This window comes from Chitinophaga sp. ARDCPP14 (assembly GCF_051362515.1).
Classification (GTDB): domain Bacteria; phylum Bacteroidota; class Bacteroidia; order Chitinophagales; family Chitinophagaceae; genus Chitinophaga.
In genome coordinates this window covers 113310-128587 of record NZ_JBKIXB010000011.1, presented here as the reverse complement: position 1 = coordinate 128587, position 15278 = coordinate 113310, and the positions used below count along the sequence as shown (strand labels likewise).

Here is a 15278-nt window from a genome sequence, read left to right as displayed (position 1 = left end):
GGCTTAATAATTTGGGTTCTGGGTGAGGTGACTGGTCAATACTTCTGTAGATGGAATAGGCCACAGGTACTGGCGCGTGGCATCAAACTTTCGCACGGTGATCTGTTTTACCAGACCGGCATTATACATCGCGGTAAAATCTGCTATACCATCTTCATCGATAGCCGGCGTTTGCGGGAAGAACCATAATCCAGGCTGCACTATTTTTGTGCGCAGGTCCGCGGGTTCCAGCAAACCATAGTTTGCTTTGTTCAGCACTTTTTCTGCCAGCTTCCAGCGGATGATATCCATATAGCGGATGCCTTCCAGCGCAAACTCCATTCTTCTTTCCGTACGGATAATTTTACGCAGGGCAGACTGATCTGCCGTAGTCACCGCAGGATACTCGCTGGTATTGGTGTACACGGTACCATAGGCGCGCGCCCTTACTTTGTTAATAGCATCGCGCACCAGCTGATCTGTTTCTCCCAGCTCTGTTTTGGCTTCTGCATATATCAGCAATACATCTGCAAAACGGATCACGATATTATCCGGTTCTGATTTCCAGGAGTTGAGGAGCCAGTCGCCGTCAATTCCCTTTTTCCATAACAACCCGTTGAACGATGCGTACTGTGCAATGGTGCGGGTGTCTTTATTTTCTACGTATTTATTGTCTGATACGGATCTTACTTTCACGGAGTCCGGGTGCGGCTGAAAAATATATCCCAGGTGCGGTGTCTGAAACTCCACGATGGTGGCGGCACAGCGCGGATCACGATTATCAAACGGGCGGCGGGGATTAAATAAAGGGGATTCATCTACCGGTAATCCATCTTTACATAAAAAACTGCAAAAGAGATCCCATGACGGATCTTTGGCAGCCCAGCCACCGGCGTTACGCGATACATAATTCTGGCAATCGTCGAAAGTAACTTTTAAGGTCACGGATCTTGGCAGGCCAAAAACTGTTTCGGTGGAGTTTTTTGTCTTCGACAGGAACAAGTTACCAAAATTATCGTGCAATTTATATACATCGAGATCGATACATGCTTTAGCGGCGTCACGTGCAACCGCCCAGTCGCCCATATACAGGGCAATACGCGCTTTCATGGCCAGGGCAGCGCCTTTGGTGGCACGTTTCAATTCCGATGTACCGTAAGTGGTTTTCAAGGTAGCGGCAGCGGCATCAAAATCTTCATAGATCTTTTTCAGCACCGTGGCTTTGTCCGTTTGCTTCAGCTGCAATGCCTGGTCGATATCGAGCATGGAATCGGTGTAAATAATATTGCCGTAATGCGATAACAAACGGGAATACATACACGCTCTTACAAAGCGGGCCTCTGCGGTGTAGTTGTTGATCTGGTCGGCCGACAACACCTTATCGGCGCGGGAAATGCTTTGCAGGATGTTGTTGGCGCGGGCAACGGCTTTGTAGGTATCTGTCCACCACTTCTTTACAAAATCAGTTTGCCCATTGATGGTAGCGCCGGTAATAGCGGTAGTAACGTCGCGGTAGATCCAGTCGTCGGTCCACTCATCGTCGTCCTTCATCCAGAAATTGATTTTATACAATCCGTTGAGCGACATTTCAATTTCTTCCGCATTGGAATTCCAGGTTTCACTGGAGCCGTCGGACAGCGGGTTCAGATCCAGGCTGCCGCAGGCGCTGAAGAAAAAACAAGTGATGCCGGCTATGAGAATAAGTTGCTTCATGTTCGTGGAATTTAGAATTTAACAGATGCGCCAATAACATAACTGGTGGTAATAGGATAGCCCAGCGAAGGTTGTTCAGGATCCCAGCCTTTCGGGAAATTATGCACCGATAAAAGATCGCTAACGCTGCCGTATATACGAACACCTTGTATGCGGATCTTCTTTACCCAGTCGTTAGGCATGGAATACCCCACACTGATATTTTTCAGGCGGAAATAGGCGCCGTTGATCAGCCAGAAATCGGACATGGCGTAGTTATTGCCTGCGGAAGTATTGCTGTAACGCGGATACCGGACTGCTTTGTTCTGTTCCGGCGTATTGTATTTGCTCCAGGAATTGCCATCGAGGATAGCCGGGAAATTGCCGAAATTTTCCATGAGGGGCCGTACCATATCCACAGTAAGCCTGGAGTTTTGTTTGCCTACGCCCTGGAATACGATACCCAGATCCCAGTTGCGGAACCCACCTTGCAAATTGATGCCATATTGGTAGCGGGGCAACGAACCACCCAGTAATACGCGGTCGTATTCAGGGGATATTTTGCCATCGGGTACGCCATTCGGACCGCTCACATCGCGGTAGCGGATATCGCCGGGCCTCACATTGGCGTTGAGCTTCGCCGATTTATCCACTTCGTCTTGTGTCTGGTAAATCCCATCAGATAAATAGCCATACCATTCGTTAAATTCACTGCCTTGTTTTTTGATAGAATCTCCCACGAACTGTGTACCACCCAGGTCGCCCATTTTTGATACAAAGTCTGCTACGTTCACGGATACACTATAAGTGAAATCACCGATGCGATCGCTCCAGCCCAGTTGCGCTTCCCAGCCGGTTGTAAACATTTTACCGGTATTCTGGTAAGGATTGTCGAAGCCAATGTAATCAGGGATTTCCAGCTCCAGCAGGATATCGTCTGTTGTCTTCTTAAAATAATCACCGGTGAAACGTAACCTGTTATTGAGGAAATTTACATCAGCGCCGAGATCCCATGAGTGGGTGGTTTCCCAGGAAATATCACGGATCGCATATTGCCACTGTGCGGCAGATTGCGCGGATACGGCGTTGTTGCCTTTATAGAACAGGGAGTTATTTTCAAAGCGCAGCAATGCCTGGTAAGGGTAGTTACCGATACGTTCGTTACCCAGCGAACCCCAGGAAGCACGGAGCTTTGCAAAGGATAACCAGGGCGCGGTGGATTTCATAAATTTCTCTTCTGATATTACCCAGCCGGCAGAAAAAGAGGGGAAAGAACCCCAGCGGTAGCCTGCAGCAAAACGGGAAGACGCATCATAGCGGATATTTCCCTGGAACAGGTATTTGTCTTTATAGCTATAAGTAACCCTTCCAAACCAGGAGCGGTAAGCATTTTCATATGCGCCGCCGCTGTTGTCGCGGAACTCCAGTGGTCCCAGGTTGAGGTAGGGATAGTTGCTGAGGATATATTGGCCGCGGGAAGCGCCCAGATCTTCATTGAATGCCTTATAAAATTCATATCCGCCCATCAGGCTGAAGCTGTGGTCTTTGATCTGTTTACTATAATTGGCAATAAACTGGGTGGTATAGCGGTAGTTATCGTTGCGGACTTCTTCCAGTTTGGTTTCCGTAGCGCCTTCAATATATCCCGAAATGATGTTGGGATTGTTGAAAGACGTATACGGCACTTTCCGGGTAAATTTCTTTCCTTTATCGAAGTTAATAAAAGGAGATACGACACCGGAAATTTTCAATCCTTCTATGGGCGTAAAATCGATACCTACCTTTCCGCCAAGTTGATTAAACCAGTTGTTGTTAAAGCCGCCGTATTTTGTTTGCACGTATATGTTCGCGCCGTCTTTTCCAGCGCCAATGCGGCCGTCGGACCACATGGCCGCGTAAATAGGCGGCATGATACCCATCTTGTACATCGGGTCAACGATGGGCTGTTTAACGATGGTGCGTTTGTAATTCACATCCACGCTGGCGGTGAGGTATTTATTGATGACGATGTCGTTATTGATACGTGTGGTGAGGCGGTCGTACGAGCGGTCGTCGTACAGTGCGCCGATTTTATCATATACCAGTGAAACCCTGGAGCGCAGTGCCTTCCCGGCGCCGGCAATGCTGAGTGCATGGGTTTCGCGGGGTGCGCTGTTGTTGAGGATCATGCCTCTAAAATCAGTATCCGGGTATTGATCCGGATTTTGTGCATGCAATGTGGCGTAGTTATCTACAATATCTTTGGTATAGGTAGGATATTCGTTGGCGTTATTACCATTATCGTTCCACCGCAGCTCATTGGTAAGTTGCATATAGCGTACGGCATTGGCATAATCCGGCAATTTGGTAGGCTTTTCCACCCCGTATTCATAGCTGTAGTTCAGGTCCAGCTGCCCGCTCTTTGCGCGTTTGGTGGTGACCAGGATCACGCCGGCGGCGGCCCTGGAGCCATAAATAGAAGCAGAGGCGGCGTCTTTCAATACCGAAATATTATCGATATCATTTGGGTTGATGGAGTTGATATCATCTATGGGTACGCCATCGAGGATGATGAGCGGTGTGGCGCCGGCATCAGAAATGGTGGTGATCCCTCTTACGCGGATCTGCGCCACGGCGCCTGGTGCGTTGTTGGTGCGGGTAACCATTACGCCCGGCACAGCGCCCTGGAGTGCCTGCGATACCTGCGTGGTTTTGCGGGAAGCGATGGCATCGCCTTTCACGGTAGACACAGCGCCGGTGAGGTCACTTTTCTTCATGGTGCCATAGCCGATTACCACCAGTTCGTCGAGTGCGGTGTTGGCGGCTTTGGTAAGGCGAACGTCCAGCTTATACTGTCCATTCACGGTGATCTCTTCTTTATTAAACCCGATGTAGGAAAAAACGATCACGGCGCCATCGCTGATATTGGAAAGCCGGTATTCGCCCGTTTCGCTGGTCACAACGGCGTTGCTGGTTCCTTTCTGCAATACCGTAACGCCGGGCAGCGGTGTATTGGAATCGTCGGTAACCCGGCCGGTGATGGTCATTTGCGGGATCATCAATTTCAGGAGGGGCGGAAGTGTGAGCGGCGGCCGCTGCTTCCTTACTGAAATAGTTCTGTCCAGGATGGTAAAAGTCATCCCCTGGTCTTTCAGGGCAGCATTCAGCAATACCGCCAGCGGCGCGTCTTCCACGGAGAGGGTCACCGGCTTGCTGTTTTGCAGCAGCTGGTTGTCGTAGAACACCACGTATCCCGTTTGTTTTTTGATGGCGGCAAAAACTGCTTTGAGTGATACCGACTTACCGGAAAAACTGACCGTTTGCGAAAGGCCCGTGGCACTTACGTTCAGGAGCAGTAATGTGAACACAATCGTTAACTTCATAGCTAACAGCATTTTGGTTGAGCATAGCGTGCGATGCCGGGAAACCCTGCTGCCTGTCCGGGAAATAACGCTCCGGGTAATAGCAACAGCTGTCCGGCTGCAAAGAGCGATACAATTAATTTGCATACATTTGCATTGTTTGGTTGAATGAATAAGGAGTCTTCGCCGACTTTTTTGTTTCTGTTATCCAGACGCCGCCGGAAATGTTATCAGCGTTTCCGGCTTTATTATGCATAACAGGTGAGGATACATAAACTACAGGAGCTTATGCAGTGGAATTTGTGTTTCTAAGTTTAATAGTGAATCAGTAACGTGGTTTTTTATTTCAATACAATAATATTTTTCCCCTCTATCTTAAATTTCACCCCATTTTCTTCCAGTATTCCCAACACTTCCGTTAAGGGCAAAGAGCGTTGCATACCACCGCCAAAGCTCTTTTCAGGAACAGCTCCTTCATAAGTTACTTTAACATCGTACCACTTCTCTATTTGCCGCATTACGGCAGGCATATCTGCGTCGGTAAACTGGAAGAACCCGTTTTTCCAGGCGATGATTTCATCGGTATCTATATTTTCAGTAACGTGTAATACTTCATCTTTGCCTACCCTCGCCTGCATGCGCGGGCGGAGTACGGTGCTGTTGCTGCCGGCTGTTACGCTTACGGCACCATCTACCAGCGTGGTGCGGACAGCCGGTTCCTCCGTATAGGCATTTACGTTAAATCGTGTGCCCAGTACCGTTATAGCGGTGTTGCCGGCGGCTACCCGGAAAGGCATATTGGCATTGGCGGTTACCTCGAAATAGGCTTCCCCTTTTACTGTTACTTTTCTTTCCTTACCGGTAAATGCGGCGGGATAAGTAATCGCAGAAGCGGCGTTCAACCAAACCTGTGTGCCATCCGGCAAGGTAAGGTGGTACTGACCGCCCCGCGGGGTGGTCATGGTATTATACATGGCCTCGCCGTTGCCGTTGCCCACATAAGCCAGTTCACCGTTGGCCTGTTTGATGATCTTTACGGCGCCCTGCCGGCCCAATAGTCCGTTGCCGGCGCTGTCCAGCGCAATCACGCTCCCATCGGCCAGGGTGAGCATGGCGCGGTTGCTGCCCGGCATCACTTCATTTTTATATCGTTGTTGTTTGCTTTCTGCTACCGGCGATGGCGACCGCTGATGCTGCCATGCCCATACGCCTATGCCACCCAGTACAAGGATACTGGCAGCTGCCCACCATATTTTATAATAGCGGGTACGCGCCTGCATCACGGGTACCTCCGGCGCACGGCCAAACATGGCTGACACAATGCGGTCCGACATTTCATCCGGCATCATGATCAGCGGCACATGCGATGCCCAGGCTTCTCCCAATACGGCTTCCAGCACGGTATCATCCGTTTGCCGGTCGATCCATGCCGCCAGCTCCAGCTTTTCTGCCGGTGTACAGGTATTATCAAAATAGCGTGCTGCCAGGTAGCTGATCCTTGCTGAAGTCATGCGGTGTTTTTACATTAATGCGGAATCTGTCGTATTATAGACACCCGGGCGGAAGGATATAACTAGTGTCCCTGAAAATATTTTTTCAGCAGAAGCCATCGATGATCATCAGGAGGCAGGAAGCGCCGGTAATGGAATGCAGGTGCGGGCCCAGCTGCTGGCGGATGGTGCGCAGGGCGGCAATCATATGATTATTAACGGTAGACGGGGAAATATTAAGCTGACGGGCAATTTCTTCATGTTTCAGTCCCTGTTCCCGGCTGAGGGTATACACCAGTTTTTGTTTTGGGGGAAGATGATCCAGCGCGTATTGTAACTTTTCCCTCACCTCGCGGACACTCAGGTTATCCGCGGCATCGGCGGGGGCGGCATCGTTGATCGTCCTGGTGAGTTCAGCCAGGATCAGTGTTTCTTTCGCCATCCGGCGGAACGCATTCAGTGCCTGGTGTTGGGCCATCCGGTAAACATACCCGCCAAACTGTTCAATGTTCACCAGGTTTTCACGGTCCTTCCACAATTTCAGGAATACGTCCTGTATTACGTCTTCCGTCATTTCGGGAGATTCCGTTAAGCGCAGCAGGAAGCTGTACAACTTATGCCTGTACAGGAAAAAGAGTTGGGTAAACGCCTCCTCATGGCCTTCGGCAGCCCTTTGCAACAATTTCTTTTCAATGTTTACGTGCTCCATGGAACCGGATAAAGTGGAATAGTTTTACATAACGTCGTTGTATTAAAAGTAAAGAAAATGATGGAACGGGGAGAAAAAAATAAAAAAGGGCTGTCGTTTCCGGCAGCCCTCTCCTGTAAATTCGTTTTTGTTACTGTAATTCTCTTACCCAGATATTCCGGAAGCTGAGCGGCTCACTCTTATCGCCATGGGCCTGCAGCTTGATTGGGCTGGCGCCATGCGCCTGGCGGTAAGATGCCTGACCAATGTATTGGGTAGGGCCTTTCAGCTCATAGCCATTCTGTACCACTACGCCGTTAAAAGTTACGGTTACTTTTGCGGGAGATACCAACGCGCCATCTGCACCAAATACGGGCGCTGTCCAGATTACATCATACGTATTCCACTCCCCTGGCTTCAGGGTAGGGTTAGCCAGTGGCACGGACTGCTTGTAAATGCTGCCGGCCTGGCCATTGGTATACGTTTTATTGTTATAGGAGTCCAGCACCTGCAATTCATAACCGGCATCCCCTTTACCAATGGAGGCGAGGAAAACGCCGCTGTTGCCCCTGCCCTGACCAGTACCGGTGATATTGGCGGGAACGCGCCACTCGATATGTAACTGGTAGTTCTTAAAGGACTTCTTTGTTTCAATATTTCCTGACTTTTTGTTCACCGTCAGAATGCCTTTGTTCACCAGCCATTCTGCAGGTTTCTCCCGGTCGTCGGTCATTACCCACTGATCCAGGTTGCTGCCATCGAACAGGATGATCGCATCCGAAGGCGCTTCACCACATTTTTTTCCGGGTTTTACCTCCGGCGGCACCGGGGTATATACTTCTGTATCTTCAGGTTTTGCTTTCTCCTGGGCATTGGCGGCGCCAATTCCTCCCGCCAGCAGCATGGTAACTAAGATTCTCTTTTTCATAATCAATATTTAACTGGAACTAATTTATGGGTCAAAAAATGTAACCGGCGGCACAATAATATATAAAATAGTATCGGTAAGCAAGCATTTTTATGTCAGCGGCAGCCCGTTTGGTAACATACAGTTAACACTAAAAAACATTCTTTGCGGATTGATTACACTTAATTAATACGTGCTGTCATTACAAATGAAACGTTTTCTTCAGTTTATCGTAGTATGCTTATCTGTCTTCCCGGTAACTGCCACCGCTGCACAGGACACCCTGCAAATGCAGCTGGCAGCCGCAGGAAAGCTGAGCCAGGAATCACCGGATGCCGCCTTTCTTGCCCTGCGCAAAATGCACGATGCAGCTATCAGTAACAAAGATGAAGCCACTGCCGGCAAATGCCTCCGCCAGATGGGAAAAATCTGCTTTACCCTGGGGCACTACGCCAAATCACTGGAATACTACCAGCAGGCGGCCACTCTTTTTACCGCCACCGGCCATAAAGCCGCCGAAGCGGCTGTACTCAATGATATGGGCCAGCTCTATTATCGCAATATTAATAAGCCGGGCGCCAAAATGCAGTACGATAAAGCCCTTCAGCTATACCGGCAGGTAAATGATCCCGCCGGCATTGCCGCCACCTATGGCCACATTGGTCACTACTACGAAAAACAGCAACAATACGACAGCGCCCGGTATTTCCAGGAACTGGCGCTGACACAATACCAGCGCGCACGCGACACGTTCGGCATGGCCGGCATCTACGAAAACCTGGGCACCATTTATGAAGACCTCGAAAAATACGATACCGCCCTCTCCTCCTTCCGCATGGCCCTGCAACTCTTTGAGGCAAGCCACGAACGGATAGCCGGCATAGAAGTATTAAATAATATAGGTGATGTGCTCCGGAAAACCGGCGATGTAAAAAACAGCCTGCCCTATTCCAAGGCAGCACTCGCTCTGGCACAGCAAACCAATAACAAGTACCAGGAAGCCGCGGCCTGTAAAGACATTGCCAAAGCGTTTAATCTCCTCGGACGGAACGACAGCGCCTTTTATTATATGGAGTACAGCCGCAAATGCCTGCTCGACATTTACTCTGCCCAAAACAACCAGCAGATGAATTTCCTCCAGATCCTGTACGATACCAATAAAAAGAATGACGAAATCCTCCAGCTGGAAAACAGCCATAAAATAAACCGCATCATTTACACGGCGGTAGTCATTGTAGTAGTGTTACTCATCCTCCTTTGCCTGCTCACCATTTCCCGCCAGAAGCTGAAGATCAGCCAGGCCCAGACCGTATCTGAACGGAATGCCGAAATAAACCGCGTGCAGAAAGACCAGCTGGAACTGAAAAGCAGGCAGCTGGCCACTCATACGCTGGACGTGATCCAACGGAACCAGTTCCTGGATGAACTGCGGAATACCCTCTCAGAGATGGTACAGGAAGATAAACGCGACCAGAAAAAACAACTGCAGCAACTGGTGCTGAAAATTAACCAGACCGTCAATCACGAGAAACAATGGAAAGAATTCACCGGCATCTTTGAACAGGTACACCAGGTATTTTTTGATAAACTCAATGCGTTGCACAGCGATCTTACCAACAACGATATCAAATTACTGGCGCTCCATAAAATGAATATGGACTCAAAAGATATGGCTACCATTCTTGGTATTTCACCCGACAGTTTACGGGTGGCAAGATACCGTCTCCGGAAAAAATTAAACATTCCGGAAGGCGATACGCTCAACACTTTTGTGCAAAGCCTGTGATGCATAACCTTCCGGTAACGTTGCGGTAACATAATGGTAATGGCGATTCCTGTTACAAATAAACACCTAACTACCAACAACTTACATCCTGTTTGTATACGCTGATCACGCTTTGTTTACGGTGTTGTTAACGCTGTTTACGTTTTGCTTACGCTGCTTTCTTGCATTTTTTTTTGGAGCAGCCCACATTTGCGATGCCATTCGCCACTAACACGAACGGCATCAAATTCACCAAAAGATGAAGACACTTTTAACAACGCTTTTATGTCTGCTGCTGAGCGTCACATTTGCCAGCGCCGGCAGTCTGAAAGGACATGTGTACGATCAGAAAACGGGCGAACCGCTGGTAGGCGTCACCGTTGTAATGGACCAAACCAAACTGGTAGCCCTCACGGGTCTTGATGGTTCCTTTGAATTTAAAAAAATCACCGCAGGAACATTCACCCTGCACATTTCCCATCTTACCTACAAAACATTAACAAAAGAAGTTACCGTACAGGAAAGTGACAACCCCGCGCTCAACATCTACCTCAGTGAACGCAGCAGCAAAAACCTGAGTGAAGTAGTAATTGCCGGCGGCACCAAAGCCTCCTCTGAAAACACCGCCCGCAAACTGGAACAGAAATCCGTCCAGGTGATGAACGTTGTATCCGGTCAGGCAATAGAAGTATCGCCCGACCTCACTGTGGCCAACGTGATCCAGCGCGTTTCCGGTATCTCCATAGAACGCAGCAGCAATGGCGACGGGCAATACGCCATTCTCCGTGGTATGGACAAAAGATATAACTACACACTTATCAACGGGGTGAAAATACCCAGCCCGGATAATAAATACCGCTACGTGCCGCTGGACATCTTCCCGTCGGAATTGCTGGACCGCCTCGAGGTATATAAATCCTTAACCCCCAACATGGAGGCTGACGCCGTAGGCGGCGTAGTGAACATGGTAATGAAAGACGCCCCCGGGAAACTGTCGCTCAACGCCAACGTAGCCACCGGCTACAGCCAGATGGTGCTGGATAAAGGCTTTACTTCCTTTGACGCCGGCAACATACAATCCAAATCACCTTACGAAGCGCACGGTAAAAGCTATAATGCCACTCCCGCAGATTTTGCCACTGGTACACTTGATTATAAAAACAAAAGCTTCGCTCCCAACCTGGTAGCAGGATTATCTGTTGGCCAGCGTTTCCTGCACAATAAACTGGGTGTGATCCTCGCCGGCAGTTTCCAGAACACCTATCGCGGTACTACCAGCACATTCTATAAGAATGATATGGATACGGGGCATTACTCTGTACTTACCAGTATGCAAAACAGGCAGTACAGCGAACAACAGCAGCGCAGTGGTGTTCACGGGAAAATCGACTATGTGTTTAATGAAAATAATAAGCTGTCGCTTTACAACGCCTACATGAACCTGCAAAGTTTCCAGACAAGGGAAGGTATTACCACCAACTTTTCTGATGGCGTGTTTGATCCTGCAGCCGGAAATGCACAGCTGACGTTTGAAAACCGTTCCAGGAAAACCACGCAGCAGATCTACAATTCCACCCTGCATGGCGATCACCATATTATTCCGGGTAAATTAAAGCTGCAGTGGTCTGCCGTGTTTTCTTCTGCCAAAAATGAAGTGCCGGACAATACTACCATCGCATTAAACGGGGTAAGGAACAACTTCCAGGACACACGCACCACTATTGAAAACAACGGTACCTCCCGTCGCTGGGAACGTAATACAGACAATGATCTCGCGGGCTACCTCGATCTTACGTACACTGCCAGGATAGCCGGGACCAAAGTAGATTTCTCCGCAGGTGGCCTGTACCGCGACAAACAACGCAGCAGTTTCTTTAACAACTATACCTTCCGACCTGCGAATATCAATGCAGTATATGGCAAAGATTTTACCAGCTATACAGACATTGTATGGGAGATCCAGAATCCCGGAGGCGCAGTAGGCAACCCGCTTACTTACGACGCATCCGAAAAAACGACGTCCGGATATGGCATGTTTAAATTCGAAGTAGCTGAACTGGAAATAACCGGTGGCGCACGCATAGAACATACCGACCAGGGTTATCATATGTTCTTTCCACAGGGAGAAGACCGCCCCACGGGCAGCCAGGTATATACCGATGTATTGCCGAGCCTGAACCTGAAGTACGAGTTATCTAAACACCAGAACTTACGCGGTTCCTACTTCCGCTCACTGAACCGTCCCGGCTTCTTTGAAATTGTTCCTTCCAAAATTATACTGGAAGACTACCAGGAACGCGGTAATCCGGACCTGAAGCGCGCTATCGCGGACAACTTCGACCTGCGTTATGAACTGTTCCCGAAACGCTCCGACCAATTGCTGGTAGGTGTATTCTACAAAAGGATCCAGGACCCGATTGAAAATACCATCCGCGCAGATGCCACCCGCCCGCAGGATCAGTATTATTCTGCCGGTAATTTTGGTACCGCCCGTAACTACGGCCTGGAAATAGATTATATCAAATTTTTCAGTAAGATAGGATTCAAAGCGAACTACACTTATACACATTCTTCTATCACCACTTCTAAAAGCCTGAGGATCCGGGATGACAAAGGCGATGTTGAGACCATCGCTGTGGATCAGACCCGCCCTTTATACGGACAGTCGGAACACATCGGTAACCTTTCCGTGCTGTACAAAGACATTCAGCATGGATGGGATGCACAGCTGGCCGGCGCTTACACCGGTCCGCGTATCAACACTGTTTCCCAGTACATCGATAATGATCTGTGGCAGAAAGGATTTATACAAATGGATCTTTCTGTAGAAAAAAGGTTCAGAAACAACTTCAGCATCTTCGTTAAAGCAGGTAACCTGCTGAACACTCCAACAGAAATATTTATCAAAGGAACAGATCCTGCCAATACCAGTATGCCCGGACAGGGAAAGGCCAATGAAACCCTGATCAGGAAAGAATATTATAAACAAACCTACCTGCTCGGCGTACGTTACAAGTTATAAACTCATTCTAAAATATTCATCTCATGAAATATAAAAATATTCTCTTTTACGCTGCATTGATACTGACTATTGTCGCCGGCTGTAAAAAAGCAAACAGCGATGTAGACCTCAGCGAAGGCATCATTGGCTCCGGCACTGTTCACGGCGATGTATGGGGCATCTGGCCCAAAGGCAGTATTCAACGTGTTTCCGGCGATATCACCGTTCCTGAAGGCAAAACGCTGGTGATTGAAGAAGGCGTGCTGGTAATTATGGATACCCTCGTGAAACCCGAAGTAATTGTAAAAGGAAACCTGTATTCCATGGGGACACCTGAACAACCGGTGCGGTTTACCATTGAAGAAAACTACCGCACCGACAGCCGCAAGTTTGGTAAACAATGGGGCGGTATCCTTGCGGCTAAATCCTGTGCAGAGCTATTGTTAGACAATACCATCCTTGAATACGGCGGTGCTGTTACCACCGAATCATCTACCTCTGTAAAACTGGGTTTGTATAAAGCTGTGAGCGGCGAAGCGCTGCCCGCGCTATGGTACAGTAATGTGAATGGCAAGCTGGTTGTTAATAACTGTATCTTCCGCAATTTTAATGAAGACTGCACCTACATTGAAGGCGGTAAGATTATCTTCTCCAATAATAAATTCTATACTACCGGTATTACCGGCGGAGAGGGTATTAACATCAAATCCGGCTGCATCGCGGATGTAAGTTATAATCTCTTCTACTCTACCAATACCAACGCCCTTAAGTTATCCAATTCCGGTGAGCGCACGCCACAGGCGCACGTGATTGCCTATAACAACACCATGCTCAACACCGGCTGGAGAAGACCTACTGTAAAAGGCGGCTCCGTTTGGGTAGAGGCCACAGTATTCGTGGAACTGCACAATAACCTGTTTGCCAACACACGTTTTGGTATTAAGAGAGATACTAAAAAAGTAGAGGACAGTCGCTCGGTGATCAGCAACAATCTTTATTACGGATTTAATCAAACTACCGTAGATCAGTTCCAGCCTGCGAAAGATATTGTTAGCGGCGCCAACGACGTTATTAGTACCAAAGCCGGTGAGAATGATCCGAAATTTGTAAGTTATCCGCTGAACACACCAATGGATAGCCCTGACTTTAACACCAGCTGGGACTTTCATTTACAGGCCGGTTCACCCGCGCTGGGCAAGGGTACCACTGCTTTTACCCGTAATTTCCCGAACGGTCTGGAGCTGAATGGGAATAATTACGCTTCTCCCGCTCCTTCGTCTTTTATTGGTGCATTTGGCACTAAAAACTAAAACAGCGATCTCACAGTAATGACTACACGCAATATATTATTTTCCGCAGCAGTTCTACCCGGACTGCTGTGTTTTCTTGCCTGCGCAAGACCGGCGAGCCGGGCTAACGGGCAGGTATATACGGATACTGCTATTATTCAGCCGGCGGTTATCACCGAAGCTGTAAAGTTTGATTCAGATGATCCGGCGATCTGGGTAAACCCACAGAATCCCGCCCAGAGCCTGGTGATAGGTACCGATAAATCGGCCCAGGGCGCCCTGTATGTGTTTGACCTCGAAGGGAAGATCAAACAGGTAGTAGCCAACCTGCAACGCCCCAATAATGTAGACATTGCATACGGATTGCTCCTCAACGGAAAACGTATAGACTATGCCGTTACCACGGAACGCATCACGCATAAACTCCGCTTCTATTCATTACCAGACATGCAGCCCATCGATGATGGCGGCATCCCGGCATTTGAAGGTGAAACCGGCACACAGTTCCGTGATCTTATGGGCGTAGCTGTTTACACTAATAAGAAGAACGAACACTATGTTATAGCAGGCCGCAAAACCGGTCCGCAGGATGGGACCTATTTATGGCAATACCGTATCTCTGATAACGGTGCAGGAAAAATAAAAGCCACGCTGGTACGTAAGTTTGGCCACTACAGTGGCAAAAAGGAAATAGAAGCTATTGCGGTAGATAACGAAGCCGGTTATGTTTATTATTCGGATGAACAGTACGGCGTACGGCAATATTATGCTGATCCCGAAAAAGGTAATGAAGAATTAACAGTTTTCGGTACCACCGGTTTTACAGAAGATCATGAAGGCATCTCCATTTATAAAACGTCTCCCACCAAAGGATATATCCTGGTATCTGACCAGGGTGCCAACAAATTTCATATCTTCAACAGAGCAGGAACAACACATACGTTGCTGAAAACAGTGAAAGTAAGCGCCAGCCACAGCGATGGCTCTGATATGGTAAATGTGCCACTGAACAATACTTTCAAACATGGATTATTTGTAGTGATGAGCGACGACCGGACCTTCCATTATTATCGCTGGGAAGATATCGCCGGTAAAGAGCTGGAATCAGCGCCAACAAAAAAATAGT

The 15278-nt window shown here is 48.6% G+C and carries 9 protein-coding genes; 4 read left to right on the top strand and 5 right to left on the bottom strand.

Annotation, left to right across the window (positions count from 1 at the left end):
• Window positions 1-3: 3 nt before the first annotated feature.
• The 5 genes from ACLHR0_RS25695 to ACLHR0_RS25675 form a co-directional block, all read right to left on the bottom strand.
• The gene (locus tag ACLHR0_RS25695) at window positions 4-1692 is read right to left on the bottom strand and encodes a RagB/SusD family nutrient uptake outer membrane protein (RefSeq protein WP_436490501.1); all 1689 of its coding nucleotides are present in this window, start codon (window positions 1690-1692) and stop codon (window positions 4-6) included.
• An 11-nt stretch (window positions 1693-1703) separates the two neighbouring features.
• Window positions 1704-5033 (bottom strand): TonB-dependent receptor, encoded by a 3330-nt coding sequence (locus tag ACLHR0_RS25690; RefSeq protein ID WP_436490499.1) that lies wholly within the window; start codon window positions 5031-5033, stop codon window positions 1704-1706.
• Between the two features lie 320 nt (window positions 5034-5353).
• On the bottom strand, window positions 5354-6523 hold the full coding sequence (locus ACLHR0_RS25685) for a FecR family protein (protein ID WP_436490498.1): 1170 nt from the start codon (window positions 6521-6523) through the stop codon (window positions 5354-5356).
• 85 nt (window positions 6524-6608) lie between these two features.
• Window positions 6609-7211 (bottom strand): RNA polymerase sigma factor, encoded by a 603-nt coding sequence (locus ACLHR0_RS25680; RefSeq protein ID WP_370908122.1) that lies wholly within the window; start codon window positions 7209-7211, stop codon window positions 6609-6611.
• 130 nt (window positions 7212-7341) lie between these two features.
• Window positions 7342-8118 carry a 3-keto-disaccharide hydrolase gene (locus ACLHR0_RS25675; protein ID WP_370908123.1) on the bottom strand — a complete coding sequence of 259 codons (777 nt, stop codon included), beginning with the start codon at window positions 8116-8118 and terminating at the stop codon, window positions 7342-7344.
• A gap of 187 nt (window positions 8119-8305) precedes the next feature.
• Here ACLHR0_RS25675 and ACLHR0_RS25670 point away from each other — a divergent pair, with 187 nt between their 5' ends.
• The 4 genes from ACLHR0_RS25670 to ACLHR0_RS25655 all read left to right on the top strand — a co-directional run bounded on the left by ACLHR0_RS25670 (window position 8306) and on the right by ACLHR0_RS25655 (window position 15277).
• Window positions 8306-9883 (top strand): tetratricopeptide repeat protein, encoded by a 1578-nt coding sequence (locus ACLHR0_RS25670; protein ID WP_436490497.1) that lies wholly within the window; start codon window positions 8306-8308, stop codon window positions 9881-9883.
• A gap of 238 nt (window positions 9884-10121) precedes the next feature.
• Complete coding sequence (locus tag ACLHR0_RS25665) at window positions 10122-12884, top strand: TonB-dependent receptor domain-containing protein (protein WP_436490495.1); 2763 nt, start codon at window positions 10122-10124, stop codon at window positions 12882-12884.
• A 23-nt stretch (window positions 12885-12907) separates the two neighbouring features.
• Entirely contained in the window at window positions 12908-14173 is a 1266-nt protein-coding gene (locus ACLHR0_RS25660) for a hypothetical protein (protein WP_436490493.1), read from the top strand.
• An 18-nt stretch (window positions 14174-14191) separates the two neighbouring features.
• On the top strand, window positions 14192-15277 hold the full coding sequence (locus ACLHR0_RS25655; RefSeq protein WP_436490491.1) for a phytase: 1086 nt from the start codon (window positions 14192-14194) through the stop codon (window positions 15275-15277).
• Window position 15278 lies beyond the last annotated feature (1 nt).

Coding starts and splice junctions, on each gene's coding strand:
- ACLHR0_RS25655 (WP_436490491.1), top strand. CDS start 14,192: ATGACTACACGCAATATATTATTTTCCGCAGCAGTTCTACCCGGACTG.
- ACLHR0_RS25695 (WP_436490501.1), bottom strand. CDS start 1,692: ATGAAGCAACTTATTCTCATAGCCGGCATCACTTGTTTTTTCTTCAGC.
- ACLHR0_RS25670 (WP_436490497.1), top strand. CDS start 8,306: ATGAAACGTTTTCTTCAGTTTATCGTAGTATGCTTATCTGTCTTCCCG.
- ACLHR0_RS25665 (WP_436490495.1), top strand. CDS start 10,122: ATGAAGACACTTTTAACAACGCTTTTATGTCTGCTGCTGAGCGTCACA.
- ACLHR0_RS25660 (WP_436490493.1), top strand. CDS start 12,908: ATGAAATATAAAAATATTCTCTTTTACGCTGCATTGATACTGACTATT.
- ACLHR0_RS25685 (WP_436490498.1), bottom strand. CDS start 6,523: ATGACTTCAGCAAGGATCAGCTACCTGGCAGCACGCTATTTTGATAAT.
- ACLHR0_RS25690 (WP_436490499.1), bottom strand. CDS start 5,033: ATGAAGTTAACGATTGTGTTCACATTACTGCTCCTGAACGTAAGTGCC.
- ACLHR0_RS25675 (WP_370908123.1), bottom strand. CDS start 8,118: ATGAAAAAGAGAATCTTAGTTACCATGCTGCTGGCGGGAGGAATTGGC.
- ACLHR0_RS25680 (WP_370908122.1), bottom strand. CDS start 7,211: ATGGAGCACGTAAACATTGAAAAGAAATTGTTGCAAAGGGCTGCCGAA.